We start from the raw sequence: 20629 nt of genomic DNA on the forward strand, positions 1-20629 counted from the left end.
TCACTTTGCGGCACGGGCATTGCGCTAACCGCGCCGCGCGCGCTTTCCCACTGAGACCGCGCGCACTGGCCCCACGCCATTCGCCGCCGCTTCGACACCCCGAAACCGGACGCCATGCCCCCGCCCTTCGGGATCCCGCTCCGCCGTGAGCCATCCGTGGACAATGCGGGCCGTCTCTTCCCCCGGGTGCATTTGAAAGCCGCCCTGCGGGGCCAGCCCCTCAAGCGCCTGCGCCCAAAGCGTGCCGATCTCAGCCCCATCGCAAAGCCGCGGCCCGAACAGATCGCTGATATGCTGCCCGATCAGACAATCCCCCAGCCCATAGGTGACACCGCAGGCCGCCTCATTGGCATGGCAAACGCGCCCATCGGGAGAGAAAACCACGTCGATTTCGGCCATATCGGCCTTGACCGGGGATAGGATGGCCTCACCCGCGGCCCCCTTCCCACCCGCGGGGCCGAGAGAGGGCACAAGCGCCCCGCGAAGCCTTGCCTTGGGCGGGCCATCAAGGTTCTGCCTAAACATGCGCCGCTCTGCCGCGAAAACGATGGAGATCAGCGGGAGCTGCCCCCAGGTAAGGCTGTCCTCTACAGCAGCGGTATTCCCGGCTGACATGCTCACCCTCTCACGCGGCCCGTTGGGTCCCGACGCGCCGCACCGCACAGCGGAGCCCAGCATCCGAGAAACATAGCCCCGCAGGCAAAAGACCATGCGCCGTAAGAGGTTAAACGATCGCCCTCCTTTCCCTGAACCTGCCATCTGCCGCCTCTGCCTCATCCCGCCCCACTGCCGACCTTGGGAGAGGATTAGCGACAAGGTCTTACCACGGAGTTAAAAAATGTAGGCACAGTGTGAACTTGCGAGAGACTTATTTTCGTCCTATTCCGACAGCAATTAACCAAGTGTTAATATCAGATAGGATAAAGATGTTCCGGGTCGCCCATACAATTCATCACGATCACGACCTCGGGCTCGTGCTGCTTGCAGCACTTCTTTGTATCTTTGGCAGCTGGGTGGTGGCACGGCTCTATCGGCATGTGCTTGAACAGCCGCGTCGCCAAGCGTTGATTTGGTGCTATCTGACCGCGATGACAGCCGGGGTGACGATCTGGTGCACCCATTTCATTGCGATCCTCGCCTATCAGCTCGACGCGCCGGCGACGTTCCATTTCTCGCTCACCTTCCTGTCGCTGATCATCGCCATCGTCGGCTCGATTCTGGGCGTCGTCATCGCCGGGCTGCTCAAATCCCGGCGGGCCACGGTTCTGGGCGGGACGATCTTTGGGCTGGCGATTTCGGCCATGCATTATACCGGCATGGTGGCCTATCGCGTGCAGGGCGCGATCCAGTGGGACATGGGCTATCTGACCGCCTCCGTCATCATCGCGGTTGTCCTTGCAACCCTCGCGCTTGGCGCGGCGGGCCGTGGGGGCAAGGGCAGCGTGCTGTGGATGACCGCGCTTTTGGCGCTGGCGATCATCCTGCTCCATTTCACCGGCATGGCCGCTTTTCAGGTCACCCCGCTGGCCGCGCAGCCGCTTTACGCCAACCCGGTTGAATATAGATTAATCGCGCTGATCATCGCCGGCACCGCCGCCATCATCGCGCTGGCCGCGCTCTTTAGCTATGTTGTCGAAAACCGCACCCGCAACGAAAGCGTCGAGGAACTGCGAAAGGCCCGCGATGCCGCCGAAAGCGCCAGCCGGGCGAAATCGGAATTCATGAGCGTGCTGAGCCACGAATTACGCACCCCGCTGACCATCGTCATCGGCTACGCCAGCTTCCTGTCGGAACTTAAACGCCACAACCTCGCCAAGCTCGGCCCGGATGAAAAACCGGAGTCCGAGCATTTCACCAAGATGGGCGATCAAGCGGAACTCTACGGCCAGCGCATCAAATTCGCGGGCGGGCAATTGTTGACCATTATCAACGACATCCTCGACTATACGAATATGGAGTTGAACGACCTCGCGCTCGACAAGACCGCCCTCGACACCCGCGCGCTTTTGGAAGAAGTGGTCGAAGAGCACCACGGCGCCGCGCATGACAAGACGGCCACGCTGCATATTGACACCCCGCCGCTCACCGTCACCGCTGACCGCCGCCGCAGCCTGCAACTGTTGGGCCATATCGTCGGCAATGCGCTGAAATTCTCCAAGGCGCGGGACATCTATCTGCGTGCGCGCCTGCACGCGGGCGGGTTTGTTTTCGAGGTCGAAGACAATGGCGTTGGCATCGCCGCGCAGGATCTGGACCGCATTTTCGAGGCTTTCACCCAGATCGAAGACGCCGATGACCGCGCCGAGGGCGGCACTGGGCTGGGGCTGGCGATCTGCAAGAAACTGGCCCTTGCCCATGGCGGCGACATCACGGTCAAAAGCACGCTCGGTCAGGGCACGACCTTTACCGTCTTCATCCCCGGCGCCACGCAATTGGCAGAGCCTGCGACGCTGGCTCAGGCAAGCTAAGTATTTGAAAAGAATGGTGCGGGCGGTGGGACTCGAACCCACACGGGGCTACGCCCCAACAGATTTTAAGTCTGGTATGTCTACCATTCCATCACGCCCGCATCGGGGCGCACAATAAGCATCACGCAGGCGGTGTAAATGGGCGAATGCCCCCGGCCCCATGGTTCTGGCACGATGCTTCAGGCCGTATCGGCCAGCATGGTTTCCTTCACCGCTTCCATCGCCACATAAGTCGAGGTGCTGGCCACATGCGGCAGGGTTGAAATCACCTCCCCCAGAAAGCGGCGATATTCCGACATGTTCCGCGTGCGCACCTTGATCAGATAGTCGAAATGGCTCGCGATCATATGGGCCTGTTCGATCTCGGGCACCTTGGCCACGGCAAGGTTGAAGGCCCGCAAGGCCGCCTCGCGCGTGTCGTTCAGGCGCACCTCGACAAAGGCGACATGATCCAGCCCCAGCCGGATCGGGTCCAAAAGAGCACGATAGCCAAGGATCACGCCACTTTCCTCCAACCGGCGCAGACGCGCTTGGGTGGGGGATTTCGACAGGCCGATGCGGCGGGCAAGATCGGTGATGCTGATACGCCCGTCCTCGGCCAACACCGATAGAATCGCGCTGTCGAACCGGTCCAGATTGAAAAGTTCATTTGACATGTGATTCCCCGCTAGTTCGGTCATAACGACCACTACACAATACATATTAAGTCGATTAGCCTTCTCAACATGCGGTATTCTGGTCGAAACATCAACTGGAGCTTGCCATGGCCCTCGATCACGCCCCCGCCCTTCGCCAAACCATCGACGCGCGCACCTATGCCGAGCCTGACGCGCTGCTGACCGAGCTCAAGGCGCAGGCCGATCTTTCGCCCGAGGACCGCGCCAAGATCACCGCCGATGCGGCGGGTCTGGTGCGTGACATCCGCGGCACCTCGGCCCCCGGCATGATGGAAGTCTTCCTCGCCGAATATGGCCTCAGCACCGAGGAAGGCGTGGCGCTCATGTGTCTGGCCGAGGCGCTGCTGCGCGTGCCGGATGCCGAGACCATCGACGCGCTAATCGAGGATAAGATCGCCCCCTCGGACTGGGGCCGTCACATGGGGCATTCGACCTCCAGCCTCGTCAACGCGTCGACATGGGCGCTGATGCTGACGGGCCGCGTGCTGGACGACGACCAGCCCGGCCCGGTGCGCCACCTGCGCGCGGCGATCAAACGTCTGGGGGAGCCGGTGATCCGCACCGCCGTCAGTCGCGCCATGCGCGAGATGGGCCGCCAGTTCGTTTTGGGCGAGGACATTCAGGCGGCGATGAAACGCGCCCGCGGCATGGAGAAGAAGGGCTTCACCTATAGCTACGACATGCTGGGCGAAGCCGCACGTACCGAGGCCGATGCCAAGCGCTATCATCTCAGCTACTCCCGCGCGATCTCGGCCATTGCAGATGCCTGCACCCATGACGACATCCGCAAGAACCCCGGCATTTCGGTCAAGCTCTCGGCCCTGCACCCGCGCTACGAGCTGACGCAGGAAGAGGCCGTGATGCGCGATCTGGTGCCGCGCCTGCGGGCGCTGGCGCTGTTGGCGAAATCGGCCGGCATGGGCCTCAACATCGACGCCGAGGAGGCCGACCGTTTGGCACTCTCGCTCGAGGTGATCGACACGGTGATGGGCGAGCCTGCCTTGGCCGGCTGGGACGGTTTCGGCGTGGTCGTGCAGGCCTACGGCCCCCGCGCCGGCGTGGTGATCGACACGCTTTACGACATGGCGCAGCGTCATGACCGCCGCATCATGGTGCGGCTGGTGAAAGGTGCCTATTGGGACACCGAGATCAAGCAAGCGCAGGTCGAGGGGATCGACGGCTTCCCCGTCTTCACCCGCAAGGCCGCGACGGATGTGAGCTATATCGCCAACGCCCGCAAACTGCTGGGCATGACCGACCGCATCTACCCGCAGTTCGCCACCCATAACGCCCATACCGTCGCCGCGGTGCTGCATATGGCCGACGATCCCGAGGTTTACGAGTTCCAACGCCTGCACGGCATGGGCGAGACCCTGCATGACATCGTTATGCAGAAACACGGCACCCGCTGCCGCATCTACGCCCCCGTCGGTGCGCACCGCGATCTGCTGGCCTATCTCGTCCGGCGTCTCTTGGAAAACGGCGCGAACTCCAGCTTCGTGAACCAGATCGTTGACGAGGACGTGCCGCCCGAGGTCGTGGCCGCCGATCCCTTCGACCAGTTGCACGACAGCGTGCCCTCGATCCCGAAAGGCCCGGAAGTGTTCCAGCCGCAACGCGCCAATGCGCGCGGCTTCGATCTGGCGCATACCCCAACCCTCGCCGCGATCGAAGAAGCCCGTGCGCACTTCGCGGAGGCGACATGGGAAGCCGCACCGCTGCTCGCGGGCGAAGCTGCGCCGGAGGCGGCTGAAACCGTCGCCAACCCCACAGGGGGTGCCTCCCCCGGGACCGTGCGCCCTGCTTCCAAGGCCGATGTGGCCACGGCGCTCGACAACGCTGCGCCTTGGGACACGCCTCTCAGCACCCGCCGCGCCACGCTTTTGCGCGCCGCCGACATGCTCGAGGACCGCTACGGCGAGATTTTTGCTATCCTCGCTCGCGAGGCTGGCAAGGGTCTGCCCGACTGCGTGGCCGAATTGCGCGAGGCGGTGGACTTCCTGCGCTACTACGCCGGTCAGGCGACCAACGAGCCGCCCGCGGGCATCTTCACCTGCATCTCGCCGTGGAACTTCCCGCTGGCGATCTTCTGCGGGCAGGTCACCGCGGCGCTGGCGGCGGGCAACGGGGTGCTCGCCAAACCGGCTGAACAGTCCCCGCTGATCGCTCAACTCGCGGTCAAGGTGCTGCATGAAGCCGGCGTGCCGCGCGCGGCGCTGCAACTGCTGCCGGGCGGCGGCGAGGTGGGCGCGGCACTCACGGGCGACGCCCGCGTCAACGGCGTGGCATTCACCGGCTCCACCGCCACCGCCCTGCGCATCCGCGCCAATATGGCCGAGCATTGCGCCCCCGGCACCCCGCTCATCGCCGAGACCGGCGGCCTCAACGCCATGATCGTCGACAGCACCGCCCTGCCCGAGCAGGCCGTGCAGGCCATCGTCGAAAGTGCCTTCCAGTCCGCGGGCCAGCGCTGCTCCGCCGTGCGCTGCCTCTACGTGCAGGAGGACATCGCCGAGGACCTGATCACCATGCTGAAGGGCGCAATGCAGGCGCTGCTCATGGGCGATCCGTGGCATCTGTCGACAGACGTGGGCCCGGTGATCGATGATGCCGCGCGTCAGACCATCGTCGATCATGTCGAGGCCGCTCGCGCGGAAGGCCGGCTGATCGCCGAGATGAAGGCCCCCGAAGGCGGCACCTTCGTCGGCCCCGCGATCCTGCGGGTGAACGGGATCAGCAACATGAAGCGGGAAATCTTCGGCCCGGTACTGCATGTGGCGACCTTCAAGAGCCATGAGCTCGACGCCGTGATCGACGCGATCAACGCCACCGGCTACGGCCTCACCTTCGGCCTGCACACGCGGATCGACGACCGGGTGCAACATGTCTCCGAGCGGATCGAGGCGGGCAACATCTACGTGAACCGCAACCAGATCGGCGCCATCGTCGGCAGCCAGCCCTTCGGCGGCGAGGGGCTTTCGGGCACCGGGCCGAAGGCGGGCGGGCCGAACTACCTGCCGCGTTTCGCCGCGCCCGACCATCAGGAGGCTTCCGGCACATGGGACAACGCGCAGCAGAGCCTGCCCGCCCTGCCCGCGCATCAGCCGACCGTGTTGGAGACCCAGTCGATGCCCGGGCCGACCGGCGAGAGCAACCGCCTGTCGACCCTGCCCCGGCCTGCGCTACTCTGCATGGGCCCGGGGGCCGAGACGGCGGCAGCGCAGGCCAAGGCGGTGCGTGCCTTAGGCGGTGTCGCGGTTGAGGCCACGGGCCGGATCGACCCCGCGGCTCTGACCTCCGGCCCTGCCTATGGCGGCGTGCTCTGGTGGGGCGACGCTGAGACAGCGCGGCAAATCGACAAGGCGCTGGCGGCCCGCGAGGGGGCGATCATCCCGCTTCTGCGCGGCAAGCCCGACACCGCGCGCGTCCGCGCCGAGCGCCATGTCTGTGTTGACACCACCGCCTCGGGCGGCAATGCACAGCTTTTGGGGATGATGGCCTGAACGGGCTGCGCAAATAGGGGGAGCGCCATGCTGACGAACCGCGATATCGAAGAGTTGACGCAGTTTCGCAGGGCGCTCCACCAATACCCCGAGATTTCGGGCGAGGAAGTGGAAACCGCCCGGACCATCGCGGCGGAATTGGAAAAGCTCGCGCCTAAGCGCATCCTCACCGGCCTTGGCGGGCATGGGGTAGCGGCAGTTTTCGACAGCGGCAACCCCGGCCCCACGGTGCTCTTCCGCGCGGAACTCGACGCCCTGCCGATCCCCGAGGAACATGACATTCCTTGGGTCTCTAAGGTGCCGGGCAAGTCCCACGTCTGCGGCCACGACGGTCATATGACCATGCTCTTGGCGCTCGGTCGGATGATCGCGCGCCGCCCCGTCGCAAAGGGCCGCGTGGTGCTGATGTTCCAACCGGCCGAGGAGGATGGCAGCGGCGCGCGGGCAGTGGTGAACGATCCGAGCTATGCCGAGATCGCCGCCGATTACGCCTTTGCCATCCATGTCGAGCCGGGCCGCCCCTTTGGCCATGTCGACACCGCGCCCGCGCTGATCAACTGCGCCTCGAAAGGCATCTCCGTCACCCTGCACGGCAAGACCGCCCATGCCGCCAGCCCCGAAGACGGCACCTCCCCTGCGCCTGCACTGGCCGAGTTGATCCCGGCGCTGCAAGCGCTCGGCCCCGGCGGGCCGCTTGATGATGACTTCCGCCTCGTCACCCTCACCCATCTGCGCATGGGTGAGCCGACCTTTGGCGTCGCCCCTGGCGAAGCGGCGCTCTACGCCACCCTGCGCAGCACCCGCGACGATGCGCTGGCCGAGATCGAAGCGGCCCTGCACGCCGAAGTCGCGCGCGTGACCGAGGCCCATGGTCTGACGGCAGCTTTCGCGGAATCCGACCATTTCGCCGCCTCCATCAACCACTCCGAAGCCTACGCGATCGCCGCCGCGGCGATGGACGCGCTTGGCGTGTCACACGGGCAGAAAAACCTGCCGATGCGCGCCTCCGAGGATTTCGGCCTGTTCGGGCGCGATGCCAAGGCCGCGATGCTCTGCCTCGGCCCCGGCGAGGGCTATGCCGCCCTGCACAACCCCGATTACGACTTCCCCGATGATCTGATCCCCGTGGGCGCCGGTATTTTTGAGCGGATCGCGCGGGATTTGCTCGGTTCCGCTTGACAGAAGCCCCCGCGGGCGCAGCTAAGGTCATGACGACCCACCGTGCCGCTTGACGCTGCGGACGACTTGGCAAAGGCTGGCCCGCATGTTCCCGATCCGCGATCACAACCCCTCGGGCCGAACGCCCTTCGTCACCTATGCGCTGATGGCGCTCAACATCGGGGTGTTCCTGTCTTCCCTGTCGCTGATGGCGGATGAGCGCGCCTTGGCCGAGTTTTACTACAGCTACGCCCTGCTGCCCGCGCGGCTGAGCCATGGGGAGGGGTTTTTCGGCCTCATCACCTCGCAATTCCTGCATGGCGGCTGGATGCATCTGGCGGGTAATATGCTGTTTTTGTGGATATTCGGCGATAATGTCGAGGATGAGTTGGGCCACGGGCGCTATCTGCTGTTCTACCTTGCCTGTGGCATCGCCGCGGGGCTGGGCCAAGTCGTGACAGAGCCGCTGTCATGGGTGCCTATGGTCGGCGCCTCGGGCGCGATTGCGGGGGTCATGGGGGGCTACCTGCTGCTTTTCCCCCGTGCCAAGGTCGACATTCTGGTGATCTTTATCGTGTTTTTCCGCATCTTCGCGATCCCGGCGTGGATCATGCTGGGCCTGTGGTTCGGCATGCAATTCATTGGCGGGATCGGGGCCACACCGGGCACCGGCGGGGTGGCCTACTGGGCCCATGCGGGCGGGTTCATCGCGGGGCTACTGCTGACCCTGCCGCTCTGGCTGCGGCGGGGCGGCTTTGCCTTTTGGCGGCAAACCCACGGCCATCCGCCCCATGCCGCCGCAGACTATGACCTGAGCGAAAGCCGCATTCCGAAAGTGAGACGCAAATGACCGAAACCTCTGAAACCCGCCGAGCCTCGTGCCACTGCGGGGCCGTGGTGATCGAAGCGCTGTTTCCGCGCGGTCTGGCCTCGGCCGCGCGCTGTACCTGCTCCTTTTGTCGCCGCCGTGCCGCCGCCACAGTGACCACGCTGGCCGAGACGGTGACCGTGCTGAAAGGGGCCGAGAATCTTACGCGCTACACATGGGGCACCCATACGGCGCAGCACTACTTCTGTAAGACCTGCGGCATCTATACCCACCACCGCCGCCGCTCGGACCCCGATGAATGCGGCGTGAACCTTGGTGCGATTGAAGGGGTCTTGCCTTGGGAGATGGAGCCGCTGCCCTATAGCGATGGCATCAATCACCCCTCGGACCGTGACCCCGGCTGAAGGCCGGAGATCACACCCTGCATCCGGGCCAGCAGCCCCGGTTGTGGCGCGGCTTGTTCGCGGCGCTGCTCCACGCTTTCGTGCAGCCGCTCGGACGGATCCGCGCCCACCACCCGGCGTCGGCGGGTCACCAGCATCTTCCCATAGCCGCGCCAGCGCCCGATGGAGGGGGCGGCTGGGTCTTGATCGAACCGCGTGGCCCAGCCTGCGGGCAGTGGCAGGCCGCTTTCCTCCATCCGCGACAGCAGCCAGACCAGCGGGATATTGGCCAAGGGGCGCGCGGCCTCATGCCCGCCCAACTGGCCGCCCACGTCGCCATGGGTGCCGGGGAACCAGACCTGTTCCAGCCGCCCGTCATAGCCCTCGGGCGTGGTCCATAGTACCGGGGCATAGGCGACGCGGGTCTCATTAAGGGCCAGCGCCTGAAAGCCGTTCTTCACGTTGCGGCTGAGGTCATGGTTGTGGAACATATGCAGCGGCTGCGAGAACCGCCAGAACAGCGGCGCGTTGAGGCCCAGCGACTTGACCGTATCCCAAACGCCAATCGCCTCAATCTCAACCTCGGGGTGGCAGTTGGCGCGGGCAAAGAGTTCGCCCGCCTTGCTCAGATGATGCGCCTCATAATGGCGGTAAACATCGCGGATGTTACGCTCTGTCGCCACCTCGGCGCGCAGAAGCCCCACACGCTCGATCACCCCGGCGAGGGAGCGTACCGCATAGCCGCCGCGCGAATAGCCCAACAGGAAAATCCGATCTCCGGGTCGGTAGCGCGAGGCGAGATATCCATAGGCGTGGCGGATTTGCCGGTTGATCCCGCGGCCCAAGATCACATCCAAAGCGCTGCGCCAATCGCGCCATTGCAGCCCCGGCTCGTAATAGATCGACAGGGCGCTGCCCATCTCGCGGCAGAGGCCATAGGCAATGCCCGCATTGGTCTCGCGCCCCAGTTCGAGCGAGGACATGGTCCCGTCGAGGATGATGACATGGGTCACAGCCCCCCGGCGCGGGCCGAAGTCGCTTTCAGGCCGCCGCCAGAACCGCCCGAAGAGCCGTTGGAACAGGGTTTTACTCGGCTGCGATTGCGGCACCTTGCAGCACCTCCCAGACCCGGTGCGGGGTGAACGGCATATCCGCCTGCCGTACGCCGCGTTCCCACAGGGCATCTTGCACCGCATTCGACACCGCTGCCAAGGCACCAACGGTGCCCGCCTCCCCGCAGCCCTTCATGCCCATGACATTGGCTGTGGAGGGCACCGGTTCGGAGGTGAAGGAGATCATCGGCAGGTCCGCTGCGCGGGGCATGGCGTAATCCATGAAGGTGGCGGTCAAAAGCTGGCCGTCCTCGTCATAGACCACCCGCTCCTGCACCGCTTGGCCAATGCCCTGCGCCACCCCGCCATGGACCTGCCCCTCGGCCAGCATCGGGTTAATCAGATTGCCGAAATCATCGACCACCGTGTAGCGGTCAAGCGTCACGACCCCGGTCTCGGGGTCGATCACCACCTCGGCCGCATGCGCCCCGTTGGGATAGCTGCGCCCCGGCAGGCTGGCGCGTTCGTGGTGGCTCAGCAGATCGTCCCGGCCCTTGGCGCGGGCCATCTCGGCCACCTCCAGCATGGTCGGGCTAATGTTCGACCCTTCCGCGCGAAAGCGTTCATCGTCAAAGGTGATATCCGCAGCGGCAACGCCCAACTCTTCGGCCAGAAAGGCGGTGAAGACTTCGGTGATCTTCGCCACGGTGGCCAAGGTCGCCGTGTTCTGCGTGGTGACCGAGCGCGAGCCGCCGGTGCCGCCACCTTTCTTGATCAGATCGCTATCGCCCTGCACCACGTCGATCCGCTCGGCGGGGATGCCAGTCTGGTCCGAGAGGAACTGCGCATAGACCGTCTCATGCCCCTGTCCGTTGCTTTGGGTACCGACATAGATCGTCACCCGGCCATCGCCCTCGAAAACCACTTTGGCCCCTTCGGAGGGGTCGCCCAAAATGCTCTCGATATAGTAACACAGCCCCTGCCCCCGCAGCAGGCCGCGTTTGGCATCCGCCGCCCGGCGCGCGGCAAAACCGTCGCGGTCGGCCTCTTGCCCCACACGGGCCAACAGCCGCGCGAAATCGCCCACGTCGTAAAGCTCGTCCGTGGCAGTGGTATAGGGGAATTGCTCAGGCTTGATGAAGTTGATCCGCCGTAACTCCCACGGATCGACGCCCAACTCACGCGCGGCGCGGTCCATCAACCGCTCCAACACATAGATCGCCTCGGGCCGCCCTGCACCACGATAGGCGTCGACCTGCGCGGTGTTGGTGTAATAGCCCTCAACATGCAGATAGGTGTCCTGCACGTCATAGACGCCCATCAAGACCTTGGAGAAGAGCTGCGACTGGATCGGCTGGCCGAACTGGCTGTTATAGGCCCCAAGGTTGCAGCATGTATCGACACGGTAGGCGGTGATCTTGTGGTTTTCGTCAAAGGCAAACTCGGCCCAAGACACCAGATCGCGCCCCCCGTTGTCGGTGAGCATGGCTTCGGTCCGCTCTGACATCCAGCGCACCGGACGGCCCAGCGCCCGCGCGGCTTGGGCCACGCAGAAATACTCCGGGTAGGTCATCGCCTTCATGCCGAAACCGCCGCCGACATCGGGATTGGTGACGCGCACCGCGTCTTCGGGCAGGCCAAAGGCTTTGGTCAGAAACCCCTTATGCGCCCAGACGCCCTGCCCGCCCAGCGCCACATGCAACCGGCCCTCGGTCCATTCGGCATAGCAGCCACGCGGCTCCATGGAGTTGACGATGATGCGGTTGTCCCCGACCTCGAGCTTGACGCGATGGGCGGCCTTGGCAAAAGCCGCCTCGACCTTGGCCTCATCGCCCATATGCCAGTCGAAGGCGCGGTTGTCGGGAGCCTCTGCGTGCAGTGTCTCACCGCCCGGGGCGACATCCATCTTGGCGGGCAGATCGTCGGCCTCGAAAAAGATCATCTCAGCCGCGTCGCGGGCCTGTTGCAAACTCTCGGCCACCACCAGCGCCACCGGCTCGCCCACATAGCGCACGCGGTCCTTGGCCAGCATCGGGCGCAGCGGCGCCGCCCCTTTGCTGCCATCGCGGTTGTCGACGACCGTATGCGGCAAGGCGATATTCATTCCCGCCGCTTCCAGATCGGCGCAGGTCAGCACCAGATGCACGCCATCCGCCGCGCGGGCGTCAGCTACGTCCAACTCAGTGATCACCCCATGAGCCACGGGCGCGCGGAAAAAGACGCCATGCAGCGCCTTGGCGGGGGCGATATCATCGACATAGCGGCCCGCACCGGTCAGGAAGCGGTGGTCTTCCACCCGTTTGACCGGTTGGCTTTTCCCGAACTTTTCCATCTGACACCGCCCTTGCTGCCCTGCCTCTTTCAGCGCAACAGTAGCGGGCGCGCCGCCAGTGTCCAGAGGCTCAGGCCGCCTTGCGGGTAAGCGCGCCTTCAAGGCTTGAAACCAGTGTCACCCCTGCCAACCCATAGCCATTAAAGGCGGTCGACATAGCGATGGAATAGGCCCCCATGCCGCCGAACAAGAGGTAATCCCCGGTTTGCGCATCTTCGGGCAGCGGCAGGCCATCGGGCAGACGGTCCAGCGAATCGCAGGTCGGGCCGAAGACCACACGCGGCTTGGCCGCCCCCTGACGCCGCATGCCATCGGGGCCGACCACATCGACAAGCCCCGAAAGCCCCATGTCGCGCAGATCAGGCAGCCCGCCATAGATACCATCGTTCAGAAAGACAGTGCGCCCGTCGTTGCGCATCCCCTTGATGCGGGTGGCCAACACGGCGGCATCGGCCACCATCGCCCGGCCCGGTTCGCAGAGCAGCGCAGGCGCATCCGCGCCAAAGCTCTCGGCCAGCGCCGCTTTGACGGCGGCGAAGACGGCTCGGTGGTCTGGCGCATCAAATCCGCGGTCCACGGCAAAGCCCCCGCCAATGTTCAACCGGTTGATCGAGACACCGGCCATGCGCAGAATATCCGCCGCCGCATGGACATATTGCACCCAAGCCTGCGGATCGTTGCACTGCGTGCCGGGGTGGAAACACATGGACGGCGTGAACCCCATCTCGACCACAGCGCGCAACAGCACCGCCGCCTCTTCAGGGGCCGCGCCGAATTTCGAGCCGAAATCATAGGCCGCGCCCTTCACCGGCAAGGCGAAACGCACCGCCACCTCATTGTCGCGTGGCACGTCGCGCAGCTTGGCCAGTTCCGACATATCGTCGACCGACCAGCTATAGACCCGCGCCGCGATCCCGGCCTCCACCTCGGAGGCCGAGCGCACGGGGTTGTTGTAATGCAGCACCGCCTGCGGGCAGACCGCCCGCACCGCCGCCATCTCTGCCGGGGAGGCGACATCGAAGGTGGTGATCCCCGCCGCGACAAGGTTCGACAGCACCTCCGCCCGGTCGTTCGCCTTGACCGCATAGGTCACCAGCCCGTCGAAATCCGCCTGAAACCGCCGCGCGGCGGCCTGCACCACCGAAGGGGCCAGAAACAACACCGGCGCGTCGGGGCTGTGTTTCGCCAGATAGGCTGCGGGACTGTCGGAAAGGGGGGCGATATGCTGCATGGAGGCCTCTTTACTGCTTTTCTCCAGTGAAGCGTGAATTTCGGTCGATTCATCGTGTCATACCGCCTAAAGTGATGCGAACTTTGGGCGAAGTGACGACATGACAGCACAACTTGACGATACCGACCGCGCTTTGATCGTGGCGCTGCAATCCAATGCCCGCCAGCCGGTCGCCGATCTGGCGCGCGGTCTGGGCCTTGCCCGCACCACCGTTCAAGCCCGGCTAGAACGGTTGGAACGCTGCGGCGCCATCCTCGGCTATACGCTGTGTTTAGGCGAGAGGGCCCGCGCGCCGCTGCATGCCACGGCTCTGGTCAATATCGAGTTGCGCGCGGGCCCCGCGGTCTTGGCGCGGCTGCGCAGCCTGCCTGCGGTGCAAGTGGTACACACCACCTCGGGCCGCTTTGACCTGCTGGTGCAGATCGCGGCGCAAACCACGCAGGAGTTGGACGAGACCCTTGACCGCATTGGCGAGACCCGCGGCGTCAAGGGCAGTGAGAGCCTTATCCACCTCAGCACCAAGATCGACCGCAGCGGCTAAGCCCTGCCCCCGCGCCTCACCCCCTGTCAGGGGTCTTTCCCTTACCGCGCCAGAGCGCTAAACGGGGCGCAACAAAAGGGATCATGACCATGGCACTCGAAAAGACCTTCAACGCCGCCGAGGCGGAAAGCCGCATCTACGCCGATTGGGAGACCAAGGGCGCTTTCAAGGCCGGCGCGAACGCGCAGCGGGACGAGCATTTCTCGGTGATGATCCCGCCGCCGAATGTCACCGGCTCGCTGCACATGGGGCACGCCTTCAACAACACGTTGCAGGACATCCTCGTGCGCTGGCACCGGATGCAGGGGTTCGACACGCTGTGGCAGCCGGGTCAGGACCACGCGGGGATTGCCACGCAGATGGTGGTGGAACGCGAGTTGGCCGCCACCGGCCAGCCGGGCCGTCGCGAGCTGGGGCGTGAGGCCTTCACCGCCAAGGTCTGGGAGCAAAAGCAGAAATCCGGCGGCACGATCATCGACCAGCTGCGCCGTCTCGGCGCCTCCTGCGACTGGTCGCGCAATGCCTTCACCATGTCCGGCGCGCCGGGTGCGCCCGAGGGTGAAGAGGGCAATTTCCACGACGCCGTGATCAAGGTCTTCGTGGACATGTACAACAAGGGGCTGATCTACCGCGGCAAGCGGCTGGTCAACTGGGACCCGCATTTCGAGACCGCGATCTCCGACCTCGAGGTCGAGAGCATCGAGGTCGACGGCCACATGTGGCACTTTAAGTACCCCCTCGCGGGCGGTGAAACCTATACCTACGTGGAGAAAGACGAGGACGGCAACGTGCTCTTTGAGGAAGAGCGCGATTATATCTCCATCGCCACCACCCGGCCCGAGACCATGCTCGGCGACGGCGCCGTTGCAGTTCATCCATCGGATGAGCGTTACGCCTCAATCGTTGGGAAACTCTGCGAAATTCCTGTTGGTCCGAAAGAGCAGCGCCGCCTCATCCCGATCATCACCGACGAATATCCGGACAAGAATTTTGGCTCGGGTGCTGTGAAGATCACCGGCGCGCATGACTTCAACGACTACGGCGTCGCCAAGCGCAACAACATCCCGCTCTACGCGCTGATGGACACGCAAGGCCGGATGCGCGCCGATGGCCTGCCCTACGAAGAGGCCGCCGCCCGCGCCAAGGCCATCGCGGAAGGCCGTGAGCCCGCTCCTGAGGACGCGACCGAGATCAACCTCGTGCCGGAAGCCTACCGCGGCCTCGACCGTTTCGAGGCCCGCAAGCGCGTGGTCGAGGACGTGACCGCCGAGGGCCTCGCCGTGATGACCGAAGCGACCGATCCCCGCCTTGGCCGCGCCGCCAAGAAGGCCCCCGTCGAGCCCGGCGAAGGCGGCGAGATGCGCACCGAGGAAGAGAACCTTGTGCCGCTCGTCGAGGCCAAGAAGATCATGCAGCCCTTCGGCGACCGCTCCAAGGTGGTGATCGAGCCGATGCTGACCGACCAGTGGTTCGTCGCCACCGACAAGATCGTGCAGCCCGCCATCGACGCCGTGCGCTCGGGAGAAGTGACGATCCTGCCCGAACAAGACCGCAAGGTGTATTTCCATTGGCTTGAGAACATCGAGCCGTGGTGCATTTCGCGTCAGCTTTGGTGGGGACATCAGATTCCGGTTTGGTTCGACGACGAGGGCAACGAATATTGCGCGCCGACCGAGGAAGAGGCGCAGGCCATGGCCCCCGGCAAGACCCTGCGCCGCGATCCTGATGTGCTCGACACATGGTTCTCCTCCGGCCTCTGGCCCATCGGTACGCTTGGCTGGCCCGAGCAAACCGCTGAGCTGGAGAAATACTTCCCCACCTCCGTGCTGGTGACCGGTTTTGACATCATCTTCTTCTGGGTCGCCCGGATGATGATGATGCAATATGCCGTGGTCGATCAGAAACCCTTCGACACCGTCTATGTCCACGCGCTGGTGCGCGACGAGAAGGGCAAGAAGATGTCCAAGAGCTTGGGCAATGTGCTCGATCCGCTGGAGCTGATCGACGACTACGGCGCCGATGCGGTGCGCTTCACCCTGACCTCCATGGCCGCCATGGGGCGCGACCTGAAGCTCTCGACACAGCGCATCGCGGGCTATCGCAACTTCGGCACCAAGCTGTGGAACGCGCATCGCTTCGCCGAGATGAACGGCGTGTTTGAGGCCATGCCCGCCGGGATGCCGCAGCCCACCGCGACGCTGAACAAGTGGATCGTGGGCGAGACCGCCCGGGTGCGCGAGGAAGTTGACGCCGCACTCGGCAACTTCCGCTTCAACGACGCGGCCAATGCGCTTTACGCCTTTGTCTGGGGCAAGGTCTGCGACTGGTACGTGGAGCTGTCGAAGCCTCTGTTGCAGGACGACGCGCCCGAGGCTGCGGAAACCCGCGCCACCATGGCCTGGGTGCTGGAGCAATGCCTGATCCTGCTGCACCCGATCATGCCCTTCATCACCGAGGAGCTCTGGCAGACCACCGCCAAGCGCGAAGAGCTGCTGGCCCTCACCGATTGGCCCGCCTACACCACCGCCGATCTGCTCGATGCCGACGCGGACCGGGAGCTCAATTGGGTGATCGGCCTGATCGAGAGCATCCGCTCCGCGCGTCAGCAGATGCATGTGCCCGCCGGGCTGAAGGTGCCGATGCTGGTGACCGATATGGACGAGGCAGCACAAGGCGCATGGGACCGGAACGAGGTGATGATCAAGCGCCTGGCGCGGGTCGAGAGCCTTGAGAAAGCCGACAGCTTCCCGAAAGGCACCGTCTCAATCGCCGCCCCGGGGGCGAGCTTCGGCCTGCCCTTGGCCGGTCTCATCGACATTGATGCTGAGAAGGCGCGTCTGCAGAAATCGCTCGACAAGCTGGGTAAGGAGATCGGTGGGCTGAGGGGGCGGTTGAATAACCCCAAGTTCGCGGCATCTGCGCCGGAAGAGGTGGTGGCCGAAGCGCAGGCGAACCTCGCGGCGCGTCAGGAAGAGGCGGACCAGTTGCAGGCCGCACTGGACCGGCTGGCGGAACTGGGCTGAGACCAACAAGCCGGGCAGCGCCAGACCGCGGGATGGCGCTGCAAAGGGGGCAGTTTATCTCTCCACGTTTATGCCAAGTTCGCAGGAATGTACTGCGTTAGCCAAAGCGCCAGCCCGTCCGGGCGGTCTGGCGCTGCCCGGCGGCCTGCGGCCTTGATTCCGGGCTGTCAGGCGCAAGGCCAATGCCGCGCTTGCCGGCTTACTTGAACACCGCAGGCCGCTTGCCGAACTCCGCCGCGATCACTTCCATCTGCTCGGGTTTGCCCAGCAGCGCCGCCTGCTCACGCGACTCGGCCAAGAGCACATCCGCATCCGATGCCCCCGACTCCGCATATCCGATCAAGCGCTTCGCCGTGCGGATCGCATTCGGCCCCTTGCCCGCGATCACCTGCGCCAGTTCCAGCGCCGCCGCCTGCGGGTCTTCGGCGACTTCCGTCACCAGCCCCCAACGCTCCGCCTGCGCGGCGTCCACCGGCGCGGCGGTATAGGTCAACCGCCGCAACACGTCCGAGCGCACCAGCCGCGGCAGCAGCACCATACCGCCCATATCCGGCACGATGCCCCATTTCATCTCCATCACCGCGAGCTTCGTATCCGGCGCGGCAATCCGAATATCCGCTCCAAGCGCCAGCTGCATCCCGGCGCCAAAAACCACCCCATGCAGCGCCGCGATGACCGGGATTTCCAAACGGTGCCAAACCATCGACACCTCTTGCCATTTGCTCGTCGTGCCTTCGCCATGGCTGCGGGGCATAATCAACGCCTCGACATCCTGCCCCAGCATCCCCGAGAGCCCGCCAATATCAATGCCCGCACAAAAGCCTTTGCCCTCGCCCGAGAGCAGCACCACCCGGGCGTCCGAGGCCGCAACCTCCTGCCCTGCCGCGATGATCGCCTCGATCATCTCATCATCCACCGCGTTCATCTTGTCGGCGCGGGTGAGGGTCACATGGGCGATATGGTCTTCGATCCGGGTGGTGACGCGGGGCATGGCTGTTCTCCTGAATGTTTGGCGCAGTTCAGCGCAGATCACCGCGCGGCACCAGCAAAACGTGGCGGCAGGTGCTGCGGCACTTGCCCTCTTACGGGCCCGCCCCTACACCTTGGCGCATGACATATGCACGCCTCACCCCCCTCGCCCAACGCCTGCCCGCCAATGTCCCCTTCGTGGGCCCCGAAGCGCAGGAGCGCGTCCTTGGCCGCCCGTTCAAAGCGCGGCTTGGCGCCAATGAAAACGTCTTTGGCCCCTCGCCCCGCGCCATCGCGGCCATGGCAGAGACCGAAATGTGGAAATACGGCGATTCCGAAAGCGTAGAGTTGCGCGCGGCGCTGGCCGAACTGCACGGCATCGCGCCCGAGAACATCATCGTCGGCGAAGGCATTGACGGGCTGCTGGGCTACCTCGTCCGTCTGCTGGTGGGCGAAGGCGATGCGGTGGTGACCTCCGAAGGCGCTTACCCGACCTTCAACTACCACGTCACGGGCTTTGGCGGCGTGCTGCACAAGGTCCCCTACCGCGACGATCACGAAGACCCCGCGGCGCTGTTCGCCAAAGCGGCGGAGGTGGACGCGAAGATCGTTTACCTCGCCAACCCCGACAACCCGATGGGCACTTGGCACGAGGGCGCGGCACTGGCACGCGCGCTCGACGATCTGCCCCAAGGCAGCCTGCTGTTGCTGGATGAAGCCTATATCGAATGCGCCCCCGAGGGCACCGCGCCCGCGCTTGCCGCCGATGACCCACGGGTGATCCGGATGCGCACCTTCTCCAAAGCCTACGGCCTTGCCGGGGCGCGGATCGGCTATGCCATCGCCGCGCCCGAGTTGATCACCGCCTTTCACAAGGTCCGCAATCACTTTGGCTTAAACCGCGCGGCGCAGGCGGGGGCTTTGGCGGCGGTGCAGGATCAGAGCTACCTGAAAGAGGTTCAGACTAAGATCGCCGAGGCGCGCCGCCGGATCGCCCAAATCGCCGAAGAAAACGGGCTCAGCACCCTTCCCTCTGCCGCCAATTTCGTCGCCGTCGATTGTGGCCGCGATGGTGCCTTCGCCAAGGCGGTTCTCGACGCACTGGTGGCGCGGGGGATCTTCGTGCGGATGCCCTTTGCCGCCCCGCAAAACCGCTGCATCCGCATCAGTTGCAGCACAGTGGAAGAGCTGGATCACTTCGCCGCCGCCTTGCCCGAAGCCTTAACGGACGCGCGCGGGGCTTAAGCCCCGCCGATCACCTCCGCCGCCGCCTGCAAGGCGCCCGGCCCGTGGTCGATCTTCAGCGCCGAAAGCCCGGCTTCGATCCCGCCAAGCAGCCCCATGATCATATGGCCATTCACATGGCCCATATGGCCAAGGCGGAAGAACCCGTGCCACGCGGGCTCCCCCGGCAGGGCCATGCCCAGCCCCACGCCCAGTGTCAGCCCCAGATTGCCCTGCACCCAATCGCGCAACTCGGTCGCATGGGGCGCTTGCAGCCGCAGCGCGGTGACGGCATGGCTGCGCAGGGCGCGGTCTTCGATGTTGAACCGCAGGCTGCCTTCCGCCGACCACGCCTCGCAGGCCGCCCAAACCGCACGGGCCAGCGCTTCATGGCGCTGCCAGACCTGCTCGATCCCCTCTTCATGGATGATGTCGAGGGCGGCGCGCAGGCCGTAGAGGTGATGCGTCGGCGCCGTGCCGCCGTGGTATTGATAAAACTCCTGCGCATGGGCACGCGGCGACCAGTCCCAATAGCGGCTCACGCGGGGCAGACGCGCACGGGCTTCCTCGGCCCGGTCGTTGAAAAAGACGAAGGCCATGCCCGGCGGCACCATCAGCCCCTTTTGCGAAGCGGTGACCATGACATCGACACCCCAAGCGTCCATCTCAAAGCGCTCACAACCCAATGACGCGATGCAATCGGCCATCAAGAGCGCGGGATGGCCCGCCTCATCCAACAGGCGGCGCAGACCCGGCACATCGTTGCGGACCGAGCTTGAGGTGTCCACATGGACCGCCATCACCGCCTTGATCTGGTGGCCGCTGTCGGCCTTCAAACGCTCGGCCACCTGCGCGAGATCGACAGGCGCGTTGCGGCCAAAGTCGAGGATATCCACCTCCGCCCCCAGCCCCGTTGCCATTTCGGCCCAGCCATGACCGAAACGCCCCGTGGCCAGCACCAAGACCCGGTCGCCGGGGGCTATGACATTGCTAAGCGCGGCTTCCCAAGCGCCGTGGCCGTTGCTGATATACATCGCCACATGACGATCTGTACGCGCCACGCGCTTCAGGTCAGCGGCCAGTGCAGGCATCATCTCGACCAACTCGCCCTCATAGATATTGGGAGCCGCGCGGTGCATCGCGCTCAGCACCGCATCGGGCATGACCGAGGGGCCGGGAATGGCGAGGTACGAACGACCGGGGGCGAGTTTATTCTGCTTTGTCATGATATTGGCTGCC

At 64.9% G+C, this 20629-nt stretch carries 15 protein-coding genes and 1 tRNA gene; 8 read left to right on the forward strand and 8 right to left on the reverse strand.

Annotated elements, in window-relative coordinates; translation table 11 throughout:
- Positions 1–24: 24 nt before the first annotated feature.
- Positions 25–615, reverse strand: a complete 591-nt coding sequence (locus tag ACGYKA_RS04705) for a PAS domain-containing protein (RefSeq protein ID WP_394414104.1) — start codon at positions 613–615, stop codon at positions 25–27.
- Between the two features lie 311 nt (positions 616–926).
- Here ACGYKA_RS04705 and ACGYKA_RS04710 point away from each other — a divergent pair, with 311 nt between their 5' ends.
- Positions 927–2468, forward strand: a complete 1542-nt coding sequence (locus tag ACGYKA_RS04710) for an MHYT domain-containing protein (RefSeq protein WP_394414107.1) — start codon at positions 927–929, stop codon at positions 2466–2468.
- A 14-nt stretch (positions 2469–2482) separates the two neighbouring features.
- On the opposite strand, the gene ACGYKA_RS04715 is transcribed toward ACGYKA_RS04710, so the two are convergent.
- Positions 2483–2569 (reverse strand) — tRNA-Leu (locus tag ACGYKA_RS04715).
- A gap of 78 nt (positions 2570–2647) precedes the next feature.
- Positions 2648–3124: an Lrp/AsnC family transcriptional regulator gene (locus ACGYKA_RS04720; protein WP_067267484.1), complete on the reverse strand. Its 477-nt coding sequence runs from the start codon at positions 3122–3124 to the stop codon at positions 2648–2650.
- A gap of 107 nt (positions 3125–3231) precedes the next feature.
- Here ACGYKA_RS04720 and putA point away from each other — a divergent pair, with 107 nt between their 5' ends.
- From putA to ACGYKA_RS04740, 4 genes are all read left to right on the forward strand, one after another.
- On the forward strand, positions 3232–6648 hold the full coding sequence (putA, locus tag ACGYKA_RS04725; RefSeq protein WP_394414110.1) for a bifunctional proline dehydrogenase/L-glutamate gamma-semialdehyde dehydrogenase PutA: 3417 nt from the start codon (positions 3232–3234) through the stop codon (positions 6646–6648).
- A 27-nt stretch (positions 6649–6675) separates the two neighbouring features.
- A complete protein-coding gene (locus tag ACGYKA_RS04730) occupies positions 6676–7827 on the forward strand; it encodes an amidohydrolase (protein ID WP_394414113.1) in 1152 nt (383 codons plus the stop codon).
- Positions 7828–7912: 85 nt separating this feature from the next.
- Positions 7913–8656 carry a rhomboid family intramembrane serine protease gene (locus ACGYKA_RS04735; RefSeq protein WP_394414116.1) on the forward strand — a complete coding sequence of 248 codons (744 nt, stop codon included), beginning with the start codon at positions 7913–7915 and terminating at the stop codon, positions 8654–8656.
- The gene (locus ACGYKA_RS04740; RefSeq protein WP_394414119.1) at positions 8653–9039 is read left to right on the forward strand and encodes a GFA family protein; all 387 of its coding nucleotides are present in this window, start codon (positions 8653–8655) and stop codon (positions 9037–9039) included. Before ACGYKA_RS04735 ends, ACGYKA_RS04740 begins: the two co-directional genes overlap by 4 nt.
- Here the strand turns inward: ACGYKA_RS04740 and ACGYKA_RS04745 are convergent.
- From ACGYKA_RS04745 to ACGYKA_RS04755, 3 genes are all read right to left on the reverse strand, one after another.
- The gene (locus ACGYKA_RS04745; protein ID WP_394414122.1) at positions 9012–10127 is read right to left on the reverse strand and encodes a DUF2235 domain-containing protein; all 1116 of its coding nucleotides are present in this window, start codon (positions 10125–10127) and stop codon (positions 9012–9014) included. The two genes, ACGYKA_RS04740 and ACGYKA_RS04745, sit on opposite strands and share 28 nt — an antisense overlap.
- Positions 10105–12402 carry a xanthine dehydrogenase family protein molybdopterin-binding subunit gene (locus tag ACGYKA_RS04750; RefSeq protein WP_394414125.1) on the reverse strand — a complete coding sequence of 766 codons (2298 nt, stop codon included), beginning with the start codon at positions 12400–12402 and terminating at the stop codon, positions 10105–10107. The genes ACGYKA_RS04745 and ACGYKA_RS04750 overlap by 23 nt, the downstream gene beginning before the upstream one ends.
- 70 nt (positions 12403–12472) lie before the next feature.
- Positions 12473–13633 carry a type III PLP-dependent enzyme gene (locus tag ACGYKA_RS04755; protein ID WP_394414128.1) on the reverse strand — a complete coding sequence of 387 codons (1161 nt, stop codon included), beginning with the start codon at positions 13631–13633 and terminating at the stop codon, positions 12473–12475.
- Between the two features lie 100 nt (positions 13634–13733).
- Here ACGYKA_RS04755 and ACGYKA_RS04760 point away from each other — a divergent pair, with 100 nt between their 5' ends.
- Positions 13734–14174 (forward strand): Lrp/AsnC family transcriptional regulator, encoded by a 441-nt coding sequence (locus tag ACGYKA_RS04760; RefSeq protein WP_394414131.1) that lies wholly within the window; start codon positions 13734–13736, stop codon positions 14172–14174.
- A gap of 89 nt (positions 14175–14263) precedes the next feature.
- Positions 14264–17197, forward strand: coding sequence for a valine--tRNA ligase (locus tag ACGYKA_RS04765; protein WP_394414134.1), 2934 nt, complete (start codon positions 14264–14266; stop codon positions 17195–17197).
- A gap of 199 nt (positions 17198–17396) precedes the next feature.
- Here ACGYKA_RS04765 and ACGYKA_RS04770 read toward each other — a convergent pair whose 3' ends face one another.
- On the reverse strand, positions 17397–18188 hold the full coding sequence (locus ACGYKA_RS04770; RefSeq protein WP_394414137.1) for a crotonase/enoyl-CoA hydratase family protein: 792 nt from the start codon (positions 18186–18188) through the stop codon (positions 17397–17399).
- A gap of 119 nt (positions 18189–18307) precedes the next feature.
- On the opposite strand from ACGYKA_RS04770, the gene ACGYKA_RS04775 reads away from it, so the two are divergent.
- Positions 18308–19411: a pyridoxal phosphate-dependent aminotransferase gene (locus tag ACGYKA_RS04775; protein ID WP_394414140.1), complete on the forward strand. Its 1104-nt coding sequence runs from the start codon at positions 18308–18310 to the stop codon at positions 19409–19411.
- On the opposite strand, the gene ACGYKA_RS04780 is transcribed toward ACGYKA_RS04775, so the two are convergent.
- Positions 19408–20616: a pyridoxal-phosphate-dependent aminotransferase family protein gene (locus tag ACGYKA_RS04780; protein ID WP_394417682.1), complete on the reverse strand. Its 1209-nt coding sequence runs from the start codon at positions 20614–20616 to the stop codon at positions 19408–19410. The genes ACGYKA_RS04775 and ACGYKA_RS04780 overlap by 4 nt on opposite strands.
- Positions 20617–20629: the final 13 nt, after the last annotated feature.

It is taken from the genome of Sulfitobacter sp. 1A15106 (assembly GCF_043556995.1).
Classification (GTDB): domain Bacteria; phylum Pseudomonadota; class Alphaproteobacteria; order Rhodobacterales; family Rhodobacteraceae; genus Sulfitobacter; species Sulfitobacter faviae.

Excerpts from the sequence above, each read along its gene's own strand:
- ACGYKA_RS04710 (WP_394414107.1), top strand. The coding sequence starts at position 927 with ATGTTCCGGGTCGCCCATACAATTCATCACGATCACGACCTCGGGCTC.
- ACGYKA_RS04755 (WP_394414128.1), bottom strand. The coding sequence starts at position 13,633 with ATGCAGCATATCGCCCCCCTTTCCGACAGTCCCGCAGCCTATCTGGCG.
- ACGYKA_RS04765 (WP_394414134.1), top strand. The coding sequence starts at position 14,264 with ATGGCACTCGAAAAGACCTTCAACGCCGCCGAGGCGGAAAGCCGCATC.
- ACGYKA_RS04720 (WP_067267484.1), bottom strand. The coding sequence starts at position 3,124 with ATGTCAAATGAACTTTTCAATCTGGACCGGTTCGACAGCGCGATTCTA.
- ACGYKA_RS04760 (WP_394414131.1), top strand. The coding sequence starts at position 13,734 with ATGACAGCACAACTTGACGATACCGACCGCGCTTTGATCGTGGCGCTG.
- ACGYKA_RS04780 (WP_394417682.1), bottom strand. The coding sequence starts at position 20,616 with ATGACAAAGCAGAATAAACTCGCCCCCGGTCGTTCGTACCTCGCCATT.
- ACGYKA_RS04735 (WP_394414116.1), top strand. The coding sequence starts at position 7,913 with ATGTTCCCGATCCGCGATCACAACCCCTCGGGCCGAACGCCCTTCGTC.
- ACGYKA_RS04705 (WP_394414104.1), bottom strand. The coding sequence starts at position 615 with ATGTCAGCCGGGAATACCGCTGCTGTAGAGGACAGCCTTACCTGGGGG.
- ACGYKA_RS04740 (WP_394414119.1), top strand. The coding sequence starts at position 8,653 with ATGACCGAAACCTCTGAAACCCGCCGAGCCTCGTGCCACTGCGGGGCC.
- ACGYKA_RS04730 (WP_394414113.1), top strand. The coding sequence starts at position 6,676 with ATGCTGACGAACCGCGATATCGAAGAGTTGACGCAGTTTCGCAGGGCG.
- ACGYKA_RS04770 (WP_394414137.1), bottom strand. The coding sequence starts at position 18,188 with ATGCCCCGCGTCACCACCCGGATCGAAGACCATATCGCCCATGTGACC.
- ACGYKA_RS04750 (WP_394414125.1), bottom strand. The coding sequence starts at position 12,402 with ATGGAAAAGTTCGGGAAAAGCCAACCGGTCAAACGGGTGGAAGACCAC.
- putA (WP_394414110.1), top strand. The coding sequence starts at position 3,232 with ATGGCCCTCGATCACGCCCCCGCCCTTCGCCAAACCATCGACGCGCGC.
- ACGYKA_RS04775 (WP_394414140.1), top strand. The coding sequence starts at position 18,308 with ATGACATATGCACGCCTCACCCCCCTCGCCCAACGCCTGCCCGCCAAT.